At 37.4% G+C, this 26599-nt stretch carries 23 protein-coding genes; 2 read left to right on the top strand and 21 right to left on the bottom strand.

Features of this window, described 5'->3' with window-relative positions:
- Positions 1-2 precede the first annotated feature (2 nt).
- The 9 genes from WAK64_RS02065 to WAK64_RS02025 all read right to left on the bottom strand — a co-directional run bounded on the left by WAK64_RS02065 (position 3) and on the right by WAK64_RS02025 (position 8926).
- A complete protein-coding gene (locus WAK64_RS02065; RefSeq protein ID WP_336585255.1) occupies positions 3-1160 on the bottom strand; it encodes a rhomboid family intramembrane serine protease in 1158 nt (385 codons plus the stop codon).
- A gap of 175 nt (positions 1161-1335) precedes the next feature.
- Positions 1336-1512 (bottom strand): hypothetical protein, encoded by a 177-nt coding sequence (locus WAK64_RS02060; RefSeq protein ID WP_336585254.1) that lies wholly within the window; start codon positions 1510-1512, stop codon positions 1336-1338.
- A 560-nt stretch (positions 1513-2072) separates the two neighbouring features.
- Positions 2073-3032, bottom strand: a complete 960-nt coding sequence (locus tag WAK64_RS02055; RefSeq protein ID WP_336585253.1) for an L-lactate dehydrogenase — start codon at positions 3030-3032, stop codon at positions 2073-2075.
- Between the two features lie 40 nt (positions 3033-3072).
- Entirely contained in the window at positions 3073-3864 is a 792-nt protein-coding gene (locus tag WAK64_RS02050) for a DUF92 domain-containing protein (RefSeq protein ID WP_336585252.1), read from the bottom strand.
- The gene (locus WAK64_RS02045; RefSeq protein WP_336585251.1) at positions 3848-4423 is read right to left on the bottom strand and encodes a 5-formyltetrahydrofolate cyclo-ligase; all 576 of its coding nucleotides are present in this window, start codon (positions 4421-4423) and stop codon (positions 3848-3850) included. Before WAK64_RS02045 ends, WAK64_RS02050 begins: the two co-directional genes overlap by 17 nt.
- Positions 4424-4563: 140 nt before the next feature.
- Positions 4564-4713 carry a 50S ribosomal protein L33 gene (rpmG, locus tag WAK64_RS02040; RefSeq protein ID WP_336585250.1) on the bottom strand — a complete coding sequence of 50 codons (150 nt, stop codon included), beginning with the start codon at positions 4711-4713 and terminating at the stop codon, positions 4564-4566.
- 205 nt (positions 4714-4918) lie between these two features.
- Entirely contained in the window at positions 4919-5929 is a 1011-nt protein-coding gene (locus WAK64_RS02035) for a nucleotidyltransferase family protein (RefSeq protein WP_336585249.1), read from the bottom strand.
- The gene (locus tag WAK64_RS02030; protein ID WP_336585248.1) at positions 5926-8244 is read right to left on the bottom strand and encodes a glycosyltransferase; all 2319 of its coding nucleotides are present in this window, start codon (positions 8242-8244) and stop codon (positions 5926-5928) included. Before WAK64_RS02030 ends, WAK64_RS02035 begins: the two co-directional genes overlap by 4 nt.
- On the bottom strand, positions 8237-8926 hold the full coding sequence (locus WAK64_RS02025; RefSeq protein ID WP_336585247.1) for a DUF4912 domain-containing protein: 690 nt from the start codon (positions 8924-8926) through the stop codon (positions 8237-8239). Before WAK64_RS02025 ends, WAK64_RS02030 begins: the two co-directional genes overlap by 8 nt.
- Positions 8927-9209: 283 nt before the next feature.
- Here WAK64_RS02025 and WAK64_RS02020 point away from each other — a divergent pair, with 283 nt between their 5' ends.
- Positions 9210-9563, top strand: coding sequence for a hypothetical protein (locus WAK64_RS02020; RefSeq protein WP_336585246.1), 354 nt, complete (start codon positions 9210-9212; stop codon positions 9561-9563).
- Between the two features lie 11 nt (positions 9564-9574).
- Entirely contained in the window at positions 9575-10150 is a 576-nt protein-coding gene (locus tag WAK64_RS02015; RefSeq protein WP_336585245.1) for a hypothetical protein, read from the top strand.
- Positions 10151-10376: 226 nt separating this feature from the next.
- On the opposite strand, the gene phoU is transcribed toward WAK64_RS02015, so the two are convergent.
- The 12 genes from phoU to WAK64_RS01955 all read right to left on the bottom strand — a co-directional run bounded on the left by phoU (position 10377) and on the right by WAK64_RS01955 (position 26408).
- The gene (phoU, locus tag WAK64_RS02010) at positions 10377-11036 is read right to left on the bottom strand and encodes a phosphate signaling complex protein PhoU (protein WP_336585244.1); all 660 of its coding nucleotides are present in this window, start codon (positions 11034-11036) and stop codon (positions 10377-10379) included.
- Positions 11037-11141: 105 nt separating this feature from the next.
- Positions 11142-11954: a phosphate ABC transporter ATP-binding protein PstB gene (gene pstB / locus WAK64_RS02005; RefSeq protein WP_336585243.1), complete on the bottom strand. Its 813-nt coding sequence runs from the start codon at positions 11952-11954 to the stop codon at positions 11142-11144.
- 41 nt (positions 11955-11995) lie between these two features.
- Positions 11996-12874, bottom strand: a complete 879-nt coding sequence (pstA, locus tag WAK64_RS02000) for a phosphate ABC transporter permease PstA (RefSeq protein ID WP_336585242.1) — start codon at positions 12872-12874, stop codon at positions 11996-11998.
- Complete coding sequence (pstC, locus tag WAK64_RS01995) at positions 12874-13815, bottom strand: phosphate ABC transporter permease subunit PstC (RefSeq protein WP_336585241.1); 942 nt, start codon at positions 13813-13815, stop codon at positions 12874-12876. The genes pstA and pstC overlap by 1 nt, the downstream gene beginning before the upstream one ends.
- A gap of 80 nt (positions 13816-13895) precedes the next feature.
- Entirely contained in the window at positions 13896-14849 is a 954-nt protein-coding gene (locus tag WAK64_RS01990) for a PstS family phosphate ABC transporter substrate-binding protein (RefSeq protein ID WP_336585240.1), read from the bottom strand.
- Positions 14850-15129: 280 nt separating this feature from the next.
- The gene (locus WAK64_RS01985) at positions 15130-17319 is read right to left on the bottom strand and encodes a peptidoglycan D,D-transpeptidase FtsI family protein (RefSeq protein WP_336585239.1); all 2190 of its coding nucleotides are present in this window, start codon (positions 17317-17319) and stop codon (positions 15130-15132) included.
- 236 nt (positions 17320-17555) lie between these two features.
- Positions 17556-19679, bottom strand: coding sequence for a penicillin-binding transpeptidase domain-containing protein (locus tag WAK64_RS01980; RefSeq protein WP_336585238.1), 2124 nt, complete (start codon positions 19677-19679; stop codon positions 17556-17558).
- Between the two features lie 190 nt (positions 19680-19869).
- Positions 19870-22011 (bottom strand): peptidoglycan D,D-transpeptidase FtsI family protein, encoded by a 2142-nt coding sequence (locus WAK64_RS01975; RefSeq protein WP_336585237.1) that lies wholly within the window; start codon positions 22009-22011, stop codon positions 19870-19872.
- Positions 22012-22094: 83 nt separating this feature from the next.
- Positions 22095-23306, bottom strand: a complete 1212-nt coding sequence (locus WAK64_RS01970; protein WP_336585236.1) for an MFS transporter — start codon at positions 23304-23306, stop codon at positions 22095-22097.
- Positions 23307-23451: 145 nt separating this feature from the next.
- Positions 23452-24060 (bottom strand): superoxide dismutase, encoded by a 609-nt coding sequence (locus WAK64_RS01965; protein WP_336585235.1) that lies wholly within the window; start codon positions 24058-24060, stop codon positions 23452-23454.
- A gap of 136 nt (positions 24061-24196) precedes the next feature.
- Positions 24197-24679, bottom strand: coding sequence for a DUF456 domain-containing protein (locus tag WAK64_RS01960; RefSeq protein ID WP_336585234.1), 483 nt, complete (start codon positions 24677-24679; stop codon positions 24197-24199).
- Positions 24680-24797: 118 nt separating this feature from the next.
- Complete coding sequence (locus WAK64_RS01955) at positions 24798-26408, bottom strand: Na/Pi cotransporter family protein (RefSeq protein ID WP_419465880.1); 1611 nt, start codon at positions 26406-26408, stop codon at positions 24798-24800.
- Positions 26409-26599: the final 191 nt, after the last annotated feature.

Below are 26599 nucleotides of genomic sequence, written 5' to 3'. Positions count from 1 at the left end.
AGTTAAAAACCTATGAGGAAAATAGCACTAAGGATGACTAGACTTCCTGTTATGAAATACCCCTGAGATTTCAAGCTTTTCTGGTTTGGAAAATGAACGATTCCCGTAGCGACAAAACCACCTAGAAGCCCGCCTATATGAGCTGCATTATCAATGCCCTGTATCGAAAACCCAAACAATAGATTGATCCCAATAATCAAGAGAACATTCATCCCCATCGTTCTAAAGAATATTTGAGGATACGTGTAACCAAAATACAAGAGCGCTCCAAAGCATCCGAAAATCGCTCCGCTTGCACCCGCAGATAAGCTATCTGTAAAGAGAAAACTAGCCATAGAACCAAACATTCCTGAGAGTAAATATATAAATAGAAAGCGTACTTTCCCAAATATCCTTTCCACCTCTGAACCAATAAAATATAGGGCAATCGTGTTCATTAATAGGTGAAGGAGTCCTATGTGAAGAAAGGTTGGTGTAAAGAACCTCCACCATTCTCCATCTAAAATGAGGAGATTATCTTTAGCCCCGTATTTTTGTAGTACGGAAGGGTTTGTCGATCCTCCTTGAAGCTCTAACCAAAGGAACAGTAAACATTGAGTAATAACAAGCAAATATGTAAAGAAAGGTTTAGACACTTGTAATAGTTGCTTCACTTCTTTTTGTTTTATTTCAGCTTCCTGTAATGCCCTTACTCTCGCATCCTTCACGTCCTCCAGTGTGAAGACATCTTTCATTGGGACTAAAGTAAAATTTTCCACATATTTATGTAATTTTGCGAAAGCAGTATGAGTATCATTTTTATCAATTAATATAGTATCAACGGTTACTCGACCTCTTGAAGAAAAATAAAATGTTTCATTTATCCAAGTGTAATCATCTACAGGCGGAAAGGCTGATAAATAAATAGTGAGAACCTTTATCTTTCTAGACATAAATTTCCGCCGAATTCTTTCTCCATTTGTTCCCGTTCGTTGTAAATCCCTTCTTATCCAATTGCTCCAATCAATATCATATCGAAGCAATCGAATAATTGGAGCATTCTTATTAGACATATTCTCTAACCAAAGTTCATTTTGACTATTAGATAAACTAACCACTCGGTAATCGTGATTTCGCAAAAAAACTTCAGCTAATTTCCAAAACAAATAATCTTCTTTCAAACTTGTGTATCCTCTACTTTCATCAGAGTTAACTAATTGCTTTAACTATAGCGAAAATAAGCAAACAAAGTAAAGAAGGAATTATCTATTGGCGCATTTTTTACATACATTACAACTGTTTTTAGAATAGGCTTACTAGATAAAGGTGAAAACCTTTTAGAGACAGCCGGTTTCATTATTTAAATGTACTTTGGATAAAGATTGACCGTAAATAAGGAATTTTCATAGACAAATTTACAGCATACCTCCTAATATAAGCATTTCCTAATAGGGAATTTGCAATCTTATACCGATATTTATAAATAGAAGTAATAAGCATAGACAATATGAACCATTTGTAAATAAATTTCATTACAATCCCTCCTATTTCTAGTTTGTTAAAAGTCCTTATTATTATGCAATAAATACGGAATGGCACAAATAAGAGAGGATAAATCGATGCGGCCCACCGCAAAATAAAAACACCTCTATAAAAAATAAGGGGTTCCGTTTACAATTACTTACTATGAGACATTTAAAGGTCTAGATTGGATATCACAGATACAGAATTTAAGTTTGAAGATAACTTATTTATAAGGTGATAATTGGAGATAATCAAAATGGTCATGAAAGAAGTAGTTCAATTATTGAGTACAGCATAAAAGCAAAAGCACTCCCATGAACTACTTTTTATTACAATAACGTAAATGTGAAAAAGAATATCTTAAAACAGGAAAAGACTAAAAACAATAAAAAAGGATATGAAATCTATTGTGATTCCATATCCCTTTTTCATTTGTGTTTATTTTTTTGCACCAAGTTAAGTCCTATGTTTTTTGTGCTATTTCAACTGTGTGGAGAAATTTAGTTTTTCCTCCCATAACGGAACCAGTATAATAACGATTTATTTCTTCTGTTTAATACGCGAATGTTTTATTTGTCCAGTTTTTCTAAAACAGGTTGAATCGTTGATTTTAATGTAGCAACAGAATGAGAAAATTGTTGTTTTTCATCATCAATCAATTCTAATTCAATGACCTTTTTGATTCCATTACGATTTACAATCGCTGGAACTCCAACAAAAATATCCTCTTCACCATACTCTCCAGATAAGTAACTTGAAACCGTTAAAATGCTATTTTCATTATTCAAGATGGCTTTTGTTAAACGAACGAGACCCATAGCGATACCATAATAGGTCGCACCTTTTCTTTCAATAATATGATAAGCAGCATCTCGGACATTAATAAATAACTCTTCAATGTCTTTCTTTTGATATTCAGGTTGATCATCCATCCATTCAAAGATCGTTCTCCCACCGATATCTGCATGACTCCATACCGGTAGTTCTGTATCTCCATGCTCTCCAATGATATAAGCATGGACATTTCTCGTGTCTACTCCAAAATAGTCACCAAGCATATATCTAAATCGAGCCGTATCGAGAATGGTTCCAGATCCAATCACTCGTTCTTTAGGCAAACCAGAAAACTTCCAGGTCATATACGTTAAAATGTCTACAGGATTTGTTGCAATAATGAAAATACCATCAAATCCACTTTTCATCACGTTCTCGACAATACTTTTAAAAATCTTCGTATTTTTTTCAACCAAATCTAATCGAGTTTCTCCAGGTTTTTGATTCGCACCGGCTGTTAAAACGACAACATCTGCCTCTTTACAATCTTCATATCCTCCATACCAAATCTTTGTTGGAGAAGAGGTAAAAGCAAGTCCATGATTTAGATCCATTGCATCTCCTTCAGCTTTCGATGCATTTAAATCTACCAGTACTAATTCCTCTGTTACACTTTGATTTAATAAAGCAAAGGCGTAACTTGACCCAACAAACCCAGTACCAACAAGGACAACACGGTTAACTCTTTGTTCCATAAAACATCCTCCTTCATAACATTATAATCTTCATATTATCTTAAAAATAAAAACAAATAAAACCCACAGCTAATCCAGGAAGAAGACTAGACATCAAATTCACCATCTCATTATTCATCCAAGCCACTCCTTTTTGCAAAGTAGCTTTCTGTCCACAATGAAAGGTTTGTTCTGTTTTTATTCCACATACATCACATTTATATTCTGCTTGAACATACGCTCCAAGCAGCGTATCAATAAAATTCCCAATGAAACCGGCAATCCCAATGAGCATTAATACCCCCCAACCATTCACTTCCCCGATAAGCATTGCTATAAGAACGATCACAAACGAACCAGTAATACCAGCAAACAGTCCCAGCATAGAGATGGCACCAGAGGTTCCAGTCTCGACGCGTTTAAAGGTGAGCAAAGAATATGGCTGTTTTTTACTTAACGTTCCAATCTCTGATGCCCATGTATCGGAATTGGAAGCACAGATTGAGGCTAAAAAGGCATAAAACCAAACTTCCGTTGCTCCAAAAAGATAACAAAGTGAAAAGAAAGCGGCTGCTCCTCCGTTCGCTAGTACTTGTTGCCAATCTCGTTGAGCAGATTTTGCTAATTTCTGTTCTAGCATTTGTTTTTTTGATGATTTATATTTTGACCAAAAACTAGAAGTGATAAAAAAGCTTCCGATTAATAGTAAGCCTTGCCACTGAAAAGCCAAGTATACGAAGCATCCAATGACGATGGCTGCAATAGCCCCGGAAATTTTCAACGTTTTCGTTACTACCCCTCCAATAGACATTACGACTATGGCCATAAGATATAAACTATTTGCGAGTATCACAAATCACCACCTCTTTTGATGTCACAATTTTCTGGACAGGAAGGTCAAATGAATCAACCGGAAGGTCGGATACCCATTGTTCAGGGAAGGCTAAAGAAAGGGTTCTTCCTGTGTAGTCTACTAAAAACCGATCATAATATCCTCCCCCAAACCCTAAACGATACCCTTGTGTATTAAAGGCTATTCCGGGCACAATCAATAATTCTATCTGCTCTTTCTTTACAAGTACTGTTTTTGATGGCATGGGTTCAAATAAGTGTATGTATACATTCTCTAGTTGTTCAAAGCTCGTTAATTTATAAAATTCCAGTTCACGTTTTTTATGTTTGCATTTTGGAACAAGAACTTCTTTCTCTTCAGCCCAAGCCTGACGAATGATTTGCCATGTATCTACTTCTGGAAACTGCGAGATTGTAAGGCCAACGGATTGTGCATTTCTCCAGTCTTCTAATTGAAATAAATTCCGAGCAATTTCTAAAGACTTTTGTTCGTACTCGGTTTTCTTTAATAATTGGAGCTTACACTTTAAATCCTCTCTTAGTTCCTGCTTCTTCCCCATTATCCTCTTCCTTTCTTCTATTACAACACATTACTCAAACTCTTCTCAAATAAATAATATAATCATTTAGTAAAAATAGATCTTTTCATTAAAATGACAGGATGGTATAAAAAAAAGCAGTGGAATAAAATTCCATCTGCTTACTTTGTTTCACGGTGTAAAGTTGAACGTTTTTCTCTTGGGCAATATTTTTTAAGCTCAAGACGATCTGGGTTATTACGTTTATTTTTTGTAGAAATATAGTTACGCTCACCGCATTCTGTGCAAGCTAATGTAATGTTTACACGCATGTTTATTTCCCTCCAAACTTCATGACATTCATCTATTCATACGACTTTTATATAATATCATTTTTCAGAGGGAAAAGCTAGTATGTTTTTAAATGCCTTATTAAAATTCCTCTGCTCAAAAATTGACCTATCACTTCATTTCAAGATCCTTATCACCTTTAATCATGGTACTCATTACCAATTTATACATATATTCACCGACCACCTAAACCTTCTGCCATCTTTCAATTTTACTCTTATAATATTTGGCAAATTCCTTTGCTAAATTTTGATGACTTGCCTGAGAATACACAATAACAGAAGAAGAGGTATATTCTTTTATTAAAGTCCAACACTCTTTACCATGATGAACTTTAATTCCGTTATCCCATTCTAATGATTCTTTTGGAGTTTCGGAAATAATGGATTGGAACACCTTATGTTTTTTATTATCAGGACAAGTCGTCACAACCCTTGAAACGAAATGTCTTTGATATTTGTCCTTCTTTATTAACGTACGAAAGGGAAAACTCCTTATACGGTTTATTTCTTTCATGGCCAATTTGTACTGCGAAACCGTTCCGATATCTCGCCAATATTCCGATGTAGGATAGGCATATATTTTTTCTTTTCCTTCTATTAAGACAGGGAAAACATCTTTTGCAAAATCCAATTTTCCGTAAAGAGGATATTCCCTGAAAATTCCAGGTTCAATAATGTACATTCCTGTATTAATATGGGGAGAACGAATGTCAACATAATCTGGCTTTTCGACGAACGAAGCAACACGCCCCTCATTGGTTACTTCACAAATCCCAAATTGATTAGAAGAAGGTAGCTGTTTCGTAATAATCGTTAATGCCGCTTTTTTTTCCTGATGGTAAAGAACGGCTTTTTTTAATGAAATAGAAGAGAAAGCATCGCCACTTATGACCACAATCGTTTCAGAAAATAAGTCTTTTCTAAGGAACAGATGGCCGGCTGACCCTAATGGATTCGACTCCTTCAAATAAGTAATTCTCACTCCCCACTTGCTTCCATCTTCAAAGTAGTCTTTAATTTTTTCAGCTAAATAACAAGTGGTCACGTAAATTTCACGAATATCTGCTTCTTTCATTTGCTCAATAATATATTCCATTACTGGCTTTCCATCTATGGGTACTAATGGCTTAGGTAACGAATGAGTGTAAGGCTGTAATCTTTTGCCTTCCCCACCAGCCAAAATAATCCCGATCATAAGAAAGCTCCTTCCAATTTATTATGCAGTGCTTCTTCTTCGTATACTTGTTTCGTTTGATCCGCAATCCTTTCCCAGCCAAAAAGTTTTCTAGCAACTTGAAACCCTTGTTGACCAATTTTTTCTCGAAGACTAGATGATTGATATAATTTATTCATTTCTATCATTAATTCATCAGCGCTTCCTGGAGTATACAGTAATCCAGAAAACTCATGTTGAATAATCCCTTTTAAGCCGCCAATTCTTGCTGCAATGACAGGCTTTTTCGCTGCCATTGCCTCTAGCGCAACGATGCCAAATGGCTCATATAGACTTGGAAACACCGCCATCTCACAAGAGTTCAACAGCTGATTCCTTTCTTCATCTGTTACAAACCCAATGAAATGTATTTTTACTTGAAGCCCACGATCATTAACTGTTTGTCTGTAGTTATTTAATAAAGGTCCTTTTCCAGCAATCACTATTTCAAGGTCTCCCGGTAATAAGGATGCCGCATCAATTAATGTGTCAAACCCCTTTTCCCTAACCACTCTTCCTACTGAAAAGATAAACCGTTTATTTTCTAAGAAATGAAACCTCATATGATTCATTTCTTCAACTTCTCCTAAATGTATTCCATTAGGAATCATACTGATCGTTTTATTTTCAACGTCAAACAGTTGTTTTAATTCATCCTTCATGTAATCACTACACACAATAACATGATTAGAATCATTGATTAATTTACTCTCTTCATTATGAATCCTTTGTTGCATTTCAGTATAAATACCTGCGTTTCTACCATGCTCAGTTGCATGGATCGTTGTCACTAAAGGAATATGATAAAACGACTTAATGGATTGTGATGCTTGACCAACTAACCAGTCATGGGCATGAACAATGTTAATATGATGGCGATTGATAAGCTCATCTGCTTTTCGAACCATCGAAACATTTAAATCTTCAATCCACTTTAGAAAATTCTCTTCAAGTTGATGTAAGGGGCCTGTTCGATATACGTGAACCCCATCCATTTTTTCATATTCCTTTGTATCAGGGGATTTAGATGTTAATACAACAACCCCTACACCTTTTCTAGATAGATTCTTAGCTAACGAATATACATGGCGAGATAGGCCACCCACTATATTAGGTGGGTATTCCCAGCTTAGAATTAATACTTGCACAGAAGCTGACTGAATCCCCACTCTTGGTTTCTTTGATAACGGAAGAGAAATAAGCAGCTTTTCCTTTCGATGTATCAAAAAATGCTTTTCCTCCTGCCCTTCCTGAAAGCTCTTTACTAAAAGGTCTGTAGCTTGACATGTCCCTTGGTCATGACGTCCATCACTTATTGTCGTTAATAAATGCATCCACTCTAAAACGATATGCTCTAATACGTCATGCTGTTGAAGAGTGGTACCCATATGTTGCATTTGAAGCTCTATTTCTTGTCCCTTTCGGCACAATTGTAATTGTTGGTCTGACAAAATAGGTTTGCCTATGTCCATTCCATTGTAACAAAAATTCATCCTGCTTAAGGTCGTCTCAACCTTTTCCCAACCCTCTACCTCTATACAATCATCACGACCAGAAGTTAAAAACGTAGTAATCGTTTCCTCAAAGAATGGGCGCCAAACTTCCTTCCCATGAATAGGAAATAAATATACGTCGCTATCCCTCGCCCGTTCTTGGCCTAATTGTGAACGTATTGGAATTAAAGTCAATCCTCTAGGGCTTCTTGCGTATTGTTCAACGGGAGAATCTTTTTCAGCAAATTCAAAAGCAGCATACGGAATAAATGTATATTGAAAACCAAAGTTTACTAAATACTTGTCAAGCCCAGGTTGATAAGCTTGACGAGGTAGCCAAATTCCTTTTGGCTTCACCGAGAAATGTTTTTGGAAGTATGCAACCGTTGTTTCTAGCTGCCACTCCATTCCTTGTTTAGTTTGTATATGCGTAAGAGGAAAGTCACTAGGAGTTGAAGGGATTAGCCGAAGTACCCCTTTATCTGAAAAGTTCTGAAACGCTTTAATTATGTTTTTATCCCATTTTAACCATAATTGAAAATATGTTTGGTATTGAGCATTCATTCCTCTTTTGACTGTAAAGAATTGATCGATTTGTGCTTTAAATTCCTCTGTCGTAAACCATTCGAATAAAACCGGCTTAACAATAAAAGCTATCTTCGCATTTCCTGTGTAAGAATGAAGCCACTCTAATAGAGGAAAGTATTCTCCTACAATCGATTCCAAATACTCTTCTCGTTCTTCTTCCTTTAGCAAATACGTGCTATAATAATTTGTATTTGGTTGAAGGATAAGGCTATTCATTTGATTTCAATCCCTTCACTTCATAATAAGAATACGTACTCACATGCTCAACCCAATTCGGTTCCTGCAAACCATCTTTTTCAAATTGTTGTAAGTCTGTCATATTAAAAGAGAATTGATCATCCTCTAACCTTGGAGTATGTAAACTGTTCGATCGGATGAGTGGAAAGAAGCTATCCCCTATTAAAAATCCATATTCAGCACAATACGTTCGATTTCCTTTTAAACCGCTTATAAACCAATCACTTTGCCCTTCCTTTAAATAGATTGTAAAAGATTGGTGTTCATTATGACCATTAAAAGAGATAGAAGTAATGTCATAGATTTTTAGAATAGGTTGAAGAGTCCGTGGGTTCTTTTTATCCATTTTAAAAGATAAAATAGTCGGGTCTATGTTCCAATAACAATAGGCTCGAGTTGGGGAACTAAATAGGAGTGCCATAGATGCTTGACGTTTCGGGTATATTTTCTTCATCAGCGTCGGTATTTTAGTCACTTTACCCTTTCGTTTCTTTCTAGAGATGGCTACATTATTATCCTGTTTGTTCACTGCCTTTTTTTCATTTGACTTTTGGTATTTTAACCATCGGTATTGAACTTTTCCAACCGTAGTATTTAGTTCAATAGCTATTTTACGAAAAGATAATCCTTTTTCACGTAGTTTAATAATATCTTCCAGCATCTTTAACAGCACCTCTTTTATAATAGTTCATTTTCTGAACAACGGACGAACAATACGGCCATTCTTGTATATAGTAATCGTATCATCCTAATGACTTTGCTACAATAAACGCAAATTGTCGGATTATGACGTATGGAATAGGCGACATGAAATGATAAATTTTTTTCAAAAATATCGACATTTTTCTACTATTCTACCCCCATATATCCAATTGTCGCATCGAATATATAGTTGTAAAAGACTATAAAAAAACAAGATTGCAAATTTTTTTTGAGGTGATTTAATGACAACACTTATTGTAATCCTATTTTCTCTATCTATTTTGTTATTTACATTGTCTTTCTTTTTAAAAGACCCTTTAAAACAAATGGAAAGAGATGTAGAAGAAGTATCAATTAATGTATTACAAGAACAATACAAATTAAAGAAAAGAATTAGCATTTTGGAAGAGGAGCTTATGTTAAGTTCTGAACCTCGGAATGTCTCATCAATCGAAAATGATAGTGTGCATGAAGTTGTAAAAAATCAAGTATTTTCGTTACATAGTCAAGGGCTTACGATTGAGCAAATTGCAAAACAATCGGCTCTACCATTAGAAAAAGTTCAACAATTACTTGCAACAACCACAACGAATTAAAGGAGAATCCCATGGATAAAAGAATGACAAGAGCGCTTTCAATTGGCTTATTTCTCTCGGCAATCCTTCTATTTGGATTTCAACTCAGCTCAAATGATCAACCTTTACAAGTAAAAGATTTGAAAAAGGAAGGATATGTAGTACTAACTGAAGCTGAATATAAAGAACTAACTGATAAAGTTCAATCCATTGAAAAAGAATTGAAAGGTCAAACAGTCGTGGCTCAAGGGGAGCAACCTAAACAAGAAGAACCTAAAACAGAAGAACCTAAGCAAGAAGAGCCTAAACCAGAGGAGCCTAAGCAAGAAGAACCAAAACCAGAAGAACCTAAACAAGAAGAGCCTAAACCAGAAGCTCCTAAACCAGCGCCAATCACTTATAAGCTAAAAATCGAAACGGGTATGACTTCATTTGAAATCGCAGAAAAGTTAGTTGAACAAAAGATTATTAAAGAAGCAGATGAAACAAATTTTAGAGTCTATATGAATGACAATAAATTTGCTGAAAAGATACAACTTGGTGAGTTTACCGTAAATAGTGAAATGAGTTTTAATGAAATCGCTAAAATTATAACGAAAAACAGGTAATTGAAATATTAAAAGAAGATGATTACTGTGTAAAACACTGAATCATCTTCTTTTTTGTATGTTTTTACAAGCAATGAACACTCTATCATCTTTTCATACCCCCATAAGTTGGTAGTACCATCTCTATTCTCTTATACAGGGTATAAGTGTTGGATTTAAATCTAAAAAAACAGTACACAATAAGTCATTTATAAATAGCGACTATTGCGTACTGTTACTTTACTAATTAATCATTTAAATCGTACCGACGGCCTTTTACTAAATAGAAAGTATGCTCAGCTATGTTCGTTACATGATCTGCTGCGCGTTCTAAATAACGGCAAATAAAGGAAAGCTGCATAATTTGAGGTGTTTTACTCGGATCATTAACATTTAAGGACAATAACTCACGAATAATTTCCCCGTAAAGGTCATCAATTTGATCATCAAGATCCGCAATTTTCTTTGCCTTCACCACATCTTCTTCCGTATACGCTTGTAAGACAAGCTCTATCATTTCAGATGTGTAGGTATGCATTGTTTTAATTTTATCGAGACATGGCAGCGTTTGTTGTTGTCCAATTCGAATGGTAGATTTAGCAATATTAACGGCAAAATCTCCTATTCTTTCAAGATCAGAAGCTATTTTGATCGCTGCAATGATTCTTCTTAAATCCGTGGCAACAGGCTGTTGCTTTGCAATTAAGAGAATCGCTAAATCATTAATCTCTTCTTCAAGTACATTGGCGATACGATCTTCATCCATTATTTCAAGTGCACGCTCCACATCTTGCTCTTCAAGTGCTTTAAGAGCATCTTTAAGAGCTTTTTCACACAGCAATCCAAGCTCCATCAGCTTAGATTTTAATTCTTCTAAATGAGATTCAAACATTTCTCGTAAGACCATCGGGTTCCCTCCTTATTAAACTGACACGAAAAAACGTATTGATATAACAAGGAACGAATAGTGACATTCACCCATTCGTTCCTTGCCTTTGAACTGTGAAAGAACTTAACCGAAGCGGCCTGAAATATAGTCTTCTGTTCTTTTATCAGTAGGATTTGAAAATATTTTATCCGTCTTGTCAAATTCAACTACTTCTCCATTTAAGAAGAAAGCTGTTTTATCAGAAATTCGTGCTGCTTGCTGCATATTGTGCGTTACGATGATAATGCTATAATCTCTCTTCAACTCTTGAACAAGCTCTTCTACTTTCAAAGTCGAAATTGGGTCAAGAGCAGATGTTGGTTCATCCATTAGGATGACATCAGGTTCAATGGCAAGACACCTCGCAATACAAATACGCTGTTGTTGCCCACCCGATAAGCCATAAGCATTTTCATTCAGTCGATCCTTTACTTCATCCCAAATAGCTGCTCCTCGTAAACTCTTCTCAACAATTTCATCAAGCACTTTCTTATTTCTAATTCCGTGTATTTTAGGACCATATGCAATATTTTCATAGATTGACTTCGGAAATGGATTTGGCTTTTGAAATACCATTCCTACTTTTGTGCGTAATTGTTCAACACGATAATTTTGATCAAAAATATTTCGATCTCGATATAAAATTTCTCCTGACGTTTTGACAATGGGTACAAGCTCAATCATGCGATTTAATGTTTTAATATAAGTTGACTTTCCACAGCCAGATGGACCGATAATCGCTGTCACTTCATTTTCCATAATATTTAAGTCAATATTTTTCAAAGCATGGTTACTTCCATACCATAAATTAAGTTGTTTCGTTTCATATACTGGCTTTTTTTCTACAGAATTTGTTGTCATTTTGTCTAGCGTCTTACTTGCTAAAGTGATTTCCATTGTTGGAAAACCTCCTTCATCCTATTTGAGCCTTTTCCTTCTTAATAACGTTTTTGAAATTTATTTCGAATAAGAACGGCGATTGAGTTCATGACAATAAGAAGTCCTAATAACACGATAATCCCTGTCGCTGCCAATGCGTGAAATTCTTCTTGTGGGCGACTGGTCCAGTTGTAAATCTGCATCGGTAAAGCCGTGAATTTATCCAATACACCTGTTGGCAGAAAAGCAATAAATGTTGGGATTCCAATGACAACAAGTGGCGCCGTCTCTCCAATTGCTCGAGAAATCGCCAGAATCGTACCGGTTAAAATTCCTGGAATCGCTGCCGGAAGAACAACACGTAGTATCGTTTGCCATTTTGTCGCCCCCATCCCATAAGAAGCTTCACGCAGTTCACCTGGAACAGCACGAACCGCTTCCTGAGAGGCCACTATAATCACCGGCAAGATTAATAAACTCATAGTCAATCCTGCAGCTAAAATACTAATTTGAAGATTTAATGTCCGTACAAAAATTGTTAAACCTAACAACCCAAATACAACAGAAGGCACCCCAGCTAGGTTTGATATATTGATTTGTATAAACGTATTAATTCGATTCTTAGTAGCATATTCTTCTAAATAGACAGCCGTAGCCACGCCTAAAATCATCGAAACGGGTGTTACAACGGCCATCAACCAAATTGATCCAATAATCGCCGCTTTTATTCCTGCATTTTCTGGTCGGCGAGATGCAAAGTTTGTGAAGAAATCCCAATCTAAATAACCAATTCCTTGAGTCAATATCCGAAAGATTAATATAGCTAGAACAATTAATCCGAAAGATGTTGCTGCGATAAATATTCCTTTAAACAACGCATTTTTTCTAAGTCGGGAAGACATTTTAGCTGTAACGACTTGCTGATCTATATGCTTCATTAATATTCCTCCCTAAAGCGTTTGGAAATGTACTGTGCTAGCATGTTCATGATTAAGGTGAATAAAAACAATGTAAACCCTACAGCATAAATACTGTAATAAATGGTCGTTCCATAACCAGCATCCCCAGTACTTACCTGAACAATATATGCTGTCATCGTCTGAATCGATTCCGTGACGTTCCAATCTAAGTTTGGCGTAGATCCACCCGCAACTGTCACTATCATCGTTTCTCCAATTGCTCGGGAAATCGCGAGAACGATTGACGCCACAATTCCGGAGATGGCTGCTGGTAGCACTACTTTTAACGTCACTTCTAACTTCGTGGAGCCTAGTCCTAGTGCACCTTCTCGCATCGTATTAGGAACAGATGACATCGCATCCTCCGATAACGATGCAATCATCGGAATAATCATAATCCCCACTACGATACCAGGGCTAAGAGCATTAAATATTGATAAATCTGGGATAATCTTTTGCAATACTGGCGTGACAAATGTTAAGGCGAAAAAACCATAAACAATCGTCGGTACACCCGCCAGCACTTCAAGTACCGGTTTAATAATTCTTCTAGTTCTATCGGAAGCATATTCACTCAAATAGATGGCTGCACCTAGACCAATCGGAACAGCTACAACAGTTGCAATGACCGTAATTTTTAATGTCCCCATTATAAGCGGCATGACCCCGTATGACGCGCTTGCTTCAACGAAAGGATACCATTTTTTCTCGGTAATAAACTCCCATATTGAAACCTTGGAGAAAAACGTAAATGTCTCAAATAATAATGTAAATAAAATGCCCAGTGTTGTTAATACAGAAACAGATGTTAACAGAAATAATACTACTGGGACAATTTTTTCCATCGTCTGCGATGAACTCTTTTGACTTTTCGCTTCAATCATTTCTTGAACTGTCAATTTTTTAGTAGAAGCAGCCATGTTGAAAACCCCTTTCTTATACATGACAAGATGAGAAGCAAGGAGCCGCTTCCCACCCTATCAACTCGTTCAATCCTTATCTAACGTAAACCCTCAACCGTTTCGAACGCTTCGTCATAATCTTCTTGTGGTAAGCGGACATACCCCACTTCTTCTGCTAAATCGCCCGCATTTTCAACTGCAAATTTCATATAATCATAAACTGACTCTTCATCTGCAACCGCATCATTCTTTACATAAATGTATAGCGGGCGAGAAAGTGGAGCATATTCGCCAGTTTCAACTGTTTCATTTGTTGGTTCAACAGGTCCGTTACCATTGTCAATTGGAACGACCTTTAACTTATCTTTATTTTCCAAATAGTATGCATAACCAAAATATCCAACTGCGTTTGTGTCTCCTGTTACCCCTTGAACGAGTACATTATCATCTTCTGAAAGTGTTGCTGATTCTGCCATCGGCTCATCTTCAAGAATGACTTCATTAAAATAATCAAATGTCCCTGAATCTGTTCCAGGTGAAAAGAATTTGATTTCTTCCTTCGGCCACCCTTCACGGATGTCAGCCCATGTTTTTGTTGTTCCGTCTTGGACCCACATTTTCTTGAGTTCATCAACCGTCAAGTAATCAACAAAGTCATTATCCGTATTGACGACGATTGAAAGACCGTCGTTTGCAATTTTAAATTCTGTAAAGTCAATTCCTTCAGCTTCTAATTTCTCCACTTCTTTATCTTTAATCGGACGAGAAGCATTAGAAATCACTGTGTCACCCGCGATGAATTTCTCAAATCCACCACCTGTGCCAGAGAATCCGACTGTAACATTCACTTTTGGTTGCTCCATCATATATTCCTCAGCGATGGCTTCCATGATTGGATATACTGTAGAAGAACCGTCGATGTTCACTTCACCTTGAAGTTCTGCTGCTTGATCACTGTCTGCATCTTTTTTAGTTTCATCTGATCCACAGGCACCTAATAATAGAGCTGAACCAACGGCTGCAGTAGCTAATAATTGTTTTAAGCTTTTCATTACGGTAATTCCCCCTAAGAAATGTATGTTGTTTTGTCCTACATGTAATAGAATAATAGAGAACTGTTAACTTCGTTTTAATCGATTGTAAAGCTTTTGTAAATTCGACCTTTGTAGCTAAAAACCAACAATTCACTAGGTAATCCTAAAGCGTAATACGGAATTAACAAAAGTATGTGTATAAAAACATAAGATTATGTATAGGAAAGCGATTGTATTCTTCTTCTTTAGGGCAAAAAAACCCACCGGAGTTCACCGGTGGGTTTCATGATTTAACGCTTTATTGATCAATTTCTCGTTCTTCGTTTTCTTCTGTCCCTTTTTCTTTCAATTCAAAATACTTATCTAAAGCAAACTTAGCAATACGCTCATTTGGATTCGTATAGGTGGATGGTACAGAGCCTGTACTCGCCCAAGGTGTGATGACAGAAAATGCCACTTCTGGCTGATCGTACGGAGCGTAGCCGATTAAGGAATAATTGTACGTTTCCGTACCCCATTTCGACCGGTCAGGACCGTAGTAAACCACTTCTGCTGTCCCCGTTTTCCCTGCCGCTTCATAATCTGTTATATATTCAGAACGTGTAGGATTAGGTCCAAACACATCACTTGAAGTACCTTCACTCCCTTGGAAAACACGATAAAACCCTTCTTGAACAGCTTCTAACTCCTTAGAGGAAAGCGCCAAATGGTTTAATACTTCAGGTTCATTTTCATATGCTAATGGACCTAGCTCGTCTGAAGTTTCATTCGGTTCATGAATTTCTTTGACAACCTTAGGGGCGATTCGGTAACCTCCATTTGCAATTGAAGAAACATATTGAAGCATTTGCATTGGTGTATACGTATCATATTGGCCAATGGCTAAGTCCAGCATTTTACCAGGTTCAACTTCTAACACATCCCGATCTACCTGCTTATAGCCTATTTGTTCGCCCGGTAAATCGATTTCTGTACGGACGCCGAGACCAAACTGACTATAATAATTTCGTAACGTAGAGAAATCATCTGGAACAAAACCGAGTGACGTTCCACTTCCCTCATACGTTTCCTCAGCAAGACGTAAGGCGATTTTGTACATAAAGGAGTTGGATGATTTTTCGAGAGCGAATTTTTCATCCATCCACGCTTTTTCATACCCACCATACGGGTTAAACCAAGAGTTCTTAGTTGGGGTGTCTTTAAACGTTAAGGGTTCATCAAATAAAGTCTCACCAGGTATTAACACATCCGCCATATATCCTGATAACACGGTCGCTCCTTTAACTGCCGAACCAATTTCATGAGCGGACGTATATGTCCCCATCGCGTAATCCACAATCTCGCCATCTACCCATTGCTTACCTGACATCGCGAGAATTTCACCTGTAAACGGATCCATCATCGTAAAGAAAATTCGATCCATTAATGGATGGACCCCTGCCTCTTTAATTCTTATTAATTCGTCCTCTACAATTTGATCAACCGCTTCCTGTAATTCAATATCAAGCGATAATACTAAGTCTTGACCACGTTGCCCTTCTTGTACTAGTTCTGTTTGCAGGACATTTCCTTCTTTGTCTGTTATGCTTTTATATTTTTCCTTTTGTCCTTTTAACACATCTTCATATTGGTATTCAATAAAGCTCTTACCAACTCGATCATTTCGACTATAGCCACGAGCTAAATAGTAATCTAAATTGTCGTTCGGTAACCCTTCACGAGAGGTTGTAATTTTCCCAAGAATCGAGCTTAATGTTTCCCCATAAGGATAGGCTCTTTCCCAATCGGTCATTGTGTTAACCCCAGGTAAAGAAGCTAAATTTTCACTCACGACTGCAAATTCTTCATCCGTAACAAAGGTCGATTCGTCATCCCCTTCTCCAACCTTTATAACTTGAGGTGATAAGGCATATCCGCCATTCATCTCACGGAAGATCGCTAACACCTCTAATTCGCTCGCAGAAATAGAGTTCAACTCCGCTTCCGTCATTCGCTCCCGTGCAAGATTGTATATTTCCTTATCCGGATCTTCAATTTTTTCATTAGTTAGGATTTTGGCCTGTTCCTCTTCGGGTACTTTCTCATCAATCGTAATCTGTTCTGTTAATAATAGAAAGTCTTCTCGATCCCGATCCGTCACTTTGTCTGTATTCTTTTCGATCATCGTCGCAAGCTTTCTAGCGATTTCTATGATATCAGTCGTTTTGGTTGTTTGGCTTTTAGTGTACGTAATCGCAAGAAGTGGTGTATTATCAACAATAACCTTGCCATTGCGATCATACATCTTACCACGTGGTACACTTGTACTTACAACAACCTCCTCCGTTCGTTCCACTTCTCGTTCATAGCCTTCTCCTTTGACAATCTGAACAACCCCTAAACGTAAAATGAGGGCAGTAAATAGGATAAAGACAACAAAAAACAATAAATTCATTCGATTAAAAATATGATTGTTCTTTTTTCTCTTTTTTTGTTTTGGGAGTCTCAACAAGTATATCCGTACATCCTTCCTTCACAGTATTCTTCTATTCTATTAAAAAAAAGACGAATAATCTATAAGGTATATCTACCAATTTAGTGAATGCCCACACTCCTGTAAGATAGTTCCCTTTAACTAAAAAAGCTAACCACCTACGTCAGTAGGTCATTAGCTTTTTTTAGTTAATTATAGTATGTTTCGCTCCTTCACTATTGAAGAGGCTCGCCTTACTCTATGTCTGAGGATTATTTCTTATTTTTTTCCTTCAGTTCTAAATATTTTTCTAAAGCACGCTGAGCTAATTTCTTATTGGATTGTTTCCAAGCATTACTAGCATTTATGTTTCCCCAAGGAGAAATGACGGCGAACGCCACTTCTGGCTGGTCAAAAGGCGCATACCCAACGATAGAGTGGTTTTCCGTTTCCGTTCCCCATGCCGATCGATTCGGTCCATAATATATTACCTCGGCTGTGCCCGTTTTTCCGGCCGCGTCCAGATTAAGGAAATTTCTCCCTGTACCCTCAGTACCATGGAACACGCGATAAAACCCTTCTTGAACAGTATTAAGTTCTGCTGCAGTAAGATCCAAGCGATTTAACACCGTTGGTGAATTTTCATGTGCAACCGGACCGAGCCCCTCTGAAGTAACATTAGGGTCGCGAATTTCTTTAACGACCTTCGGAGCAATTCGGTTCCCACCATTCGCAATCGTCGAAACGTATTGCAGCATTTGCATTGGGGTGTACGTATCAAATTGGCCAATCGCTAAATCAAGCAATTTCCCCCCCGGCACATCCTCTAATGCCTTCGGATCTGATATTTTAAAACCTGTTTGTTCGCCAGGTAAATCGATTCCCGTTTTGACTCCAAGCCCGAATTGATTATAATGATATCGTAAAGTGAGATAATCGTCTGGAATAACGTTAAGTGGATTTCCAGCTCCATAATAGCCTTCCCCGGCTAATTTTAATGCTATTTTGTACATAAAGGAGTTGGACGATTTTTCGAGAGCATACCTTTCATTCATCCACTTATTTCCTATTCCACCATACGGGTTAAACCAAGAGTTCTTAGTAGGAGTGTCTTTAAATGTTATAGGCTCATCTAACAACCTCTCTCCTGGGGTCAGCACATCCCCCATGTAGCCCGCAAGCACTGTTGCCCCCTTCACGGCAGAACCAATCTCATGCGCTGACGTGAATGTTCCCATTGCGTAATCAATCACTTCACCGTCAACCCACTGCTTCCCAACCATCGCAAGAATTTCTCCTGTATTTGGGTCCATCATCGCAAGAAAAATGCGGTCTGTTAACGGATGTACTCCCGCCTTTTTTATTTTTCTTAATTCATCCTCAACCATCTTGTCAAGGGCTTCTTCCAATTCCATATCGAAGGTTAAAACTAAGTCTTGACCTGGCTTCCCTTCATTAACTGGCTCTGTACGCAGGACATTCCCTTCTTTATCCGTAATGTTGCGATACTGCTTTTTTTGTCCTGACAGCACATCCTCGTATTGTAATTCAATAAAGCTTTTGCCGACACGGTCATTTCGACTATATCCACGGGATGTGTAATAATCTAATTTTTCACTAGGGAGTCCTTCTTTAGACGTCGTGACCTTCCCTAGAATCGAGCTTAATATGTCTTCAAAAGGGTACACTCTTTCCCAGTCCATCGTTGTGTTAACACCAGGTAGTAATGAGAGATGTTCACTTACGACCGCAAATTCTTTGTCCGTAACATACGTCGATTCATCATCCCCTTCACCTACCTTGATGGCTTGTGGGGTTAACGCGTAGCCGCTATTCATCTCACGGAAAATCGCTAATACCTCTAATTCGCTCGTGCTAATTGAATTTAGTTCCGCTTCCGTCATCCGTTCTCTTGCAAGATCATAGATTACTTTATCCGGATTTTCAATTTTTTCATCTTCCATAATTGAGTCCTGTTCCTCTTGTGGAACTTTATCACCAATTGTAATCTTTTCAGTTAGTAATAAAAAATCTTCTCGGTCCCGATCTGTAATTCGGTCTGTGTTTTTCTCAATAATTGTCGCTAGTACTCTAGCAACTCTTAACACTTCTGATGCATCTGTGGCCTGGCTTTTCGTATAAGTAATCGCCTTTAAAGGCTTATTATCGACAACTAGTCTACCATTACGGTCATACATTTTCCCCCGTGGAACACTTGTACCGACGATCACTTCTTCGGTTCGTTCCACTATTCGTTTATATTCCTCTCCCTCCACGATTTGGACGATACCTAATCTGAAAATGAGTGCGGAAAAAAGCATGAATACGACAAAAAACAATAAATTCATCCGATTAAAAAGGTGATTTTTCTTTTTCTTTTCTTTTGGCTGGTTCAATCAGTACATCCTTCCCTTTAAGTATTCTATATCCATTTTATATAATTATGGACTTATAATCTAGTAAAAATTTACTTATGAAACTCACCATTTGTACAGTCTATGAAAAATTTCGAGACATTATAATATCCAAGCTATACAAAAAAACCTTATCAGTGAAATCCAATAAGGTTTAGGAAGGAATGCATTTTTATTGACGATTCTCTTTTAATTCAAAGTATTTATTCAAGGCGTAATAAGCAACTCTTTCGTTAGGGTTATGATATATTTTTTTCACCTTCGGATCCGCCCAAGGGGTCATTACTGAAAACGCTACTTCTGGTCGGTCATACGGAGCATAGCCTACTAAAGAGTAATTATAAGTACTTGTTCCCCACTCAGACCTTTTCGGACCATAGTAAACAACCTCAGCTGTGCCCGTTTTCCCCGCAGCAACATAATCCGTTTGATAGTGTGGGTCCGTGTTCCCAAAAACGTCTCTTGAAGTACCACGTGGGCCGTGGAACACTCGATAGAACCCTTTTTGAACAGCTTCAATCTCCGTTCGCGTCGCATCTAAATGATTTAGCACTTTGGCAGAATGTTCATAAGCTAATGGCCCTAAGCCTTCCGCCTTGTCATACGGCTCACGAATGTCTTTCACAATTTTCGGAGCGATTCGATTGCCGCCATTCGCAATCGTCGAAACGTACTGAAGCATTTGTAATGGCGTATACGTATCAAATTGACCAATAGCTAGGTCTAGCATTTTTCCAGGTTCAACTGCTAAAGCACCTTTGTCTACCTGTTTATATCCAAGCTGCTCTCCTGGTAAATCAATCCCTGTGCGAACGCCGAGACCGAACTGACTAAGGTTACTTCGTAAAGCTTCAAAATCATTTGGCGTGAACCCAACAGGACGGTTATAACGATACGTTTCACCAGCTAGGCGTAAAGCGATTTTATACATAAAAGAATTTGACGACTGTTCAAGTGCCCTTCCTTCTGTCATTGTTATCCGTTTTCCAAGCGATGTATTAAACCAAGAATTTTTTATCTCTGTCCCTTTAAACTTTAATGCCTCATCTACCAAATATTCTCCTGGATTCAACACATCTTCCATATATCCTGTCAATACTGTTGCGCCTTTCACGGCTGAACCAATCTCGTGCGCAGACGTATACGCTCCCATCGGATAATCAATGATTTCACCATCTACCCACTGTTTTCCAGACATCGCGAGAATTTCGCCAGTAAACGGATCCATCATTACAAAGAAAATTCGGTCCATTAACGGGTGAACATTTGCGTTTTTTATTCTCCTTAATTCATTCTCTACAATTTGATCAATGGCTTCCTGTAACTCTATATCAATTGATAAAACTAAGTCTTGGCCACGCTTTCCTGCTTGTATCACTTTCGTCTCCAAAACATTTCCTGCTTTATCTGTGATATTGAGGATTTTCTCCTTTTGTCCTTTTAACACATCTTCATACTGCAATTCAATAAAGCTTTTGCCGACTCGATCATTTCGGCTATAGCCTCGTGATAAATAGGTAGCTAACTTCTCATTTGGCAGCCCTTCACGTGCAGTCGTCACTTTTCCAAAAATCGGCCTAAATACATTGCCAAATGGATATGACCTTTCCCATGCAGTCATTGTATTAATACCTGGTAAAGAGACTAAGTTTTCACTAACGAGTGCAAATTCTTCCTCCGTAACAAAGGTCGTGTTATCATCCCCATCTCCTACTTTAATTACTTGAGGGGTTAGCGCATAACCACGATTCATTTCACGGAAAATCGCCAATTGTTCCAATTCATTCGCCGTTAGAGAGCTCACTTCTGCTTCTGTGATTCTCTCTAGTGTTAACTGATAAATAGCTTGATCGGGATAATCTATTGATTGATCTTCCCTAATAGCATTCTGTTCTGCTATAGGTACTTTATCCTTTATCGAAACTTTCTCCGTTACAAGTAAAAAATCTTTTATATCTCGCTCCGTTATATTGTCCGTATTTTTTTCTATCAAGGTGGCTAGCTTCTGAGCAATCGCTAACATATCGTCTGTATTCGTAGATTGGCTTTTCGTAAACGTAATAGCAAGTCGTGACGAATTATCGACAAGGAGCTTACCATTACGATCAAACATCTTTCCACGGGGAACATTTAAACTAATGACTACTTCTTCCGTTCGTTCGATTTGTCGTAAGTATTCCTCTCCATTCACTATTTGAACAATGCCTAAGCGAAATACAAGTAAGGAAAATAATAAGAATACAGCAAAAAATAATCTATTCATCTGTCTAATGATTATCGCTTTCTTTTTTTGCTTTTGAGCTGGGCGATTCAAAGTATACATCCTTCCTTATTGATATTCCTATCATTTGACCAAATGCAATAAGCATTTGAACCATCCCTACGTGAACGCTTCTTTTATACTAAATGGACTTTTCTAATAACGAAGTAAATACAAAAATGGCCTGCTCCTAAAATCAATAACAATATAGGTAAGCTTTTTTCTTGTTGAAAGAATTGGACAGATACTAAAAAAGAAAGGATCGAAACGATTCTTCCAGCGTTTAGAAAAAGCTCTCGTACGACAATGTATTCAATTCTCATTTCGGCAGCTTTCCACCCTTTTCCGATTACATCATAAGTCATCGAAACATATGGAACGAGCATGACAGGGTAAGCGACCGCAATTAACGCAGCGTAAATCAAAAGTTTTGTATAGGTTAAATCAAATACGAGTAAAAAAATGGACGCATATAACAGTAGTCCCCCTAAAAAGATTGCCTTTTTCCGCTCGCTTTTTTTAATCACACGAGAGGCGATGTAATACGCTACAAAAGCAATGGCGGAATTAATTAGACCGAACGTGCCAATCGCAAATTCACTACCTGTCGTGATGAAGACAAATACAGAAATAACAAACAAAAACGTTCCTTCCCTAAGTCCTTGAAAAAAATGAGCATTTGTAATGAGCCGCCAATTTTCATTATGCCGCCTCTCTTGAAAAATCCGCCTAAAACAATATTTCCCTTGAGCTGGTCGTCGCTTGAGAAAAAAACTTAATAGCACAGCCAAGCTAAATAATACGAGTGAAATGATAAAGACAATCGTATAGCCTTTAAAAGAAGTAAATCTAGAGATTATAAAGCCAGCCAATATCGGACCAACCATCCCACCGGCTGAAGTTAAAATTCCTAAAAACCCATTAAAAAAATCTCTTGTTTCAGGCTCGGTAATTTCAAATGTTAACACATTAAAGGCAAGCCAGTAAAAACCATACCCTATCCCTAATAAGGCGCCAAGAACGACTAAATTTCCGGCAGCTGACTCTCCAAATAACAATACGGTAATAAAGAAAAAAGCTAAAAAAATCACACCAATTCGTAACACAATCACACGATCAATTTTCTTCGCCCATCTGCCTGCTAAAATAAAGGTGAGTGGTTGAAAAATAACAATCGTTAAGTTGTAAATGCCTAAGTCAAGATATTCACCTGATTGCTTCCATAAATAAATATTTACAAATGTATTGGACAAAGCAATACTTAATGAGTAAATTCCCCCAATTAATAATAGAAGGGTTAAATCTTTTGTTAATTCAACATCACCAAGCACTTTCTTCAAATGACTCATAAACATAACTCCCCTTTTTCCATACTGCTATTTTTTGAAAAAGAGGGTAAAGTTATACTAGAAAATCACGAAATACTGGCTACCTTTCCGTGAAAAGAGAGAATAAAAAAAACAGCCGGAACTCCGGCTGTTTTATTCGATACTATTATTTTGCTGCAGAATAGCGTTTTGATACTTCATCCCAATTTACAACATTCCAGAAAGCGTTAATGTAATCTGGACGACGGTTTTGGTAATTTAAGTAATAAGCATGCTCCCACACGTCTAAACCTAAGATTGGTGTTTTTCCTTCCATCAATGGAGAGTCTTGGTTCGGCGTGCTTGTAACTTCAAGTTCACCGTTATTGACAACTAGCCAAGCCCAACCTGAACCAAAGCGTCCTGCTCCAGCTGCAGCAAATTGTGCTTGGAAGCTTTCAAAGCTACCAAATTTATTAGAAATCGCTTCAGCCAATTCACCTGTAGGCTCTCCACCACCAGCTGGTGATAAAATTTGCCAGAATAGGCTATGGTTAGCATGGCCACCACCGTTATTTCGAACAGCAGTACGAGCTTCTTCTGGAATTGCATCAAGGTTTGATACAACTTCTTCAATTGATTTACTTAATAGTCCATCATGACCAGCTAAAGCATCATTTAACTTTGTCACATATGTGTTATGGTGTTTTGTGTGATGAATATTCATTGTTTCTTTGTCAATGTGTGGCTCAAGCGCATCAATAGCGTAAGGTAATTGAGGTAATTCAAATGCCATGGTAGGATTCCCCCTATGTATTATTTTTGAATCGACAATGGATTCACAGCTTTAGATTAACAAAATTTAACGGTGGTATCAAACAATTAGCTCGAAATTACCATCGTATTTTTCCTCTTTCCTAAGAAATTATGCATTATAAAACCATCCATAAGAAATAGACCACCATAATGGTTTGAATGATTCCTTTTGTAAAAATTGAGCTTATAAACCCGACAAGCGAGCCCACGCCAACTTTCAGTGCTTGTTTTATATCTGTTTTATGAACGATAAGTTCTCCGATTACTGCTCCTAGAAAAGGGCCTACTATAATACCTAAAACAGGAATAACAAATGGTCCGATTAATATTCCAATCGTACTTCCTACTATACCAGCTTTCGTAGCACCAAATCTTTTCAATCCAATTGTATTGGCTACGTAATCAGCACCGAACAATAAAAGGACAAATAAACCTTGAATGACCCAAAATAGCCAGTTAAAAGGCTCAAAAGAAAAGAACACACCATATAATATAAAACTTGCTGCTAAAAACAATACACTAGGAATAATAGGGTATAAGAGGCCTACAAACGCAATAATGATGAGTATGATGACAATTGCCCAATAGATCCATTCCAAAAAAATCACCTCCACTAAATTGGGATACAAAGCTTTCCTATGATGGAAAGCCAAGAAAAAAAGCAAGGAGAGAATCCCTTGCTTTTATTGTATAAGCTTTAGAATAAAATAGGAAGTATTACTCCTCTTCTCCTAAAACGGCTTCTGCAATATTGACTGCATGGTCGCCAATTCGTTCAAGATTACTTATAATATCGACAAACACAATTCCAGCTTGCCCTGTACATAACCCTTCATTTAAACGTAAAATATGTTGTTTACGTAATTTACGTTCCATCTTATCAATTAAATCTTCTTTTTCAGCTACCTCACGTGCAATCGATTGGTCATTCTGATCAAGACAAGTAATGGCTTTTTGAACAGTATCGATCGTTAATTTGAACATGCCTTCTAAATCAGACATTGCTTGATCTGTAACCTTCACTTTATTCGTTTGCTGATACTCAACGAGCTCAACAATATTCTCGAAATGATCCCCAATGCGCTCAATGTCGCGAACTGTATCCATAAGGATAGAATGACGTTCAGATTCTACCTCTGATAAGGAAGACGATGATAACTGAATTAAATAATCGGTAATTTTTTTATCTAAGTTATTAATCGCACCTTCAATTTGATAAGCTGAATCTGCGTGTTTACTCGTTTTAGTTCGTAAAAACTCGTTCGTTTCTTCAAGTCCTTTAACCGCAAATTGTCCCATGCGAAGTACTTCCTCTTTCGCTTGCCCTAAAGCAATCGAAGGGGATTGTTCAATGAACATTGGATCTAAATGCTTAGATTTATACTCGATGATTGAATCTTCTCCAGGAATTAACTTCGTAACGATCATTGCTAACACGCCTACAAATGGTAATTGAATGAGCGTATTCGTAATATTAAACGATCCGTGTGCAAAAGCAATCGTCATTTTTGGATTTAATGAAAATGTTGTTTGTAAGAACTCAACAAACAATTGAAAAGGCGTTAATAAAATCAAAAATAGCGTTGTACCAACAATGTTAAACAGGACGTGCGTTGCAGCTGCTCTTCTTGCTGCTACTGACGTTCCAATAGCCGCTAATACCGCTGTAATCGTCGTTCCTATATTGTCTCCAAACAAGACTGGAAGTGCAGCTGTTAAACTGATTAGATCTTCTGTAAATAACTCTTGAAGAATTCCAATCGTTGCACTAGAACTTTGTACTATAACCGTAAATAACGTCCCTACTACCACTCCAAGTATCGGATTGTCACTCATACTAAGCGTAAGGTCACTAAAGGCTTCAAGTGAACGAAGTGGTTTCATCCCACCGCTCATCAGCTCTAAACCATAGAATAACGCACCGAACCCAAAGACAATTTGTCCAGCATTATGAACCTTTTTACTTTTAAAGAAAAATAGTAGCATTGAACCGATAGCAATAATTGGTAACGCATATTCACCAATATCAATTCCAATAATAAAGGCCGTTACAGTTGTCCCGATATTTGCTCCCATGATAACCCCGATTGCTTGACGAAGCGTCATAAAGCCTGCACTAACAAGACCTACTGTAATAACTGTTGTTGCAGAGGAACTTTGCACTAATATTGTGACAATAATCCCTGCAAGTACACCCATAATTGGATTTGTTGTAAAGCGATCTAGAATATCTCTAAGGCGATCACCAGCTGATTTTTGGAGACCGTCCCCCATAAATTTAATACCATATAAGAAAATACCCAGTCCTCCAAAAAATTGAAACAACATTTCCTGCCAATTTAAATCCACTAATTTCAACCCCTAATTTTAATTTCGACAAGTATCAACAAAAACTCCTTCTATATCTTATTGATATCCCTTAAGAATGTAAATGGCTTTCATCTAAAATTTACACAGGGTTAACAATACAACCTCAATATTACAATAATATTACATCTAACTCAATATTCAAATAATAT

Source organism: Bacillus spongiae (assembly GCF_037120725.1).
Taxonomy (GTDB): Bacteria; Bacillota; Bacilli; order Bacillales; family Bacillaceae_K; genus Bacillus_CI; species Bacillus_CI spongiae.
This window is presented reverse-complemented; position numbering and strand designations above follow the sequence as displayed.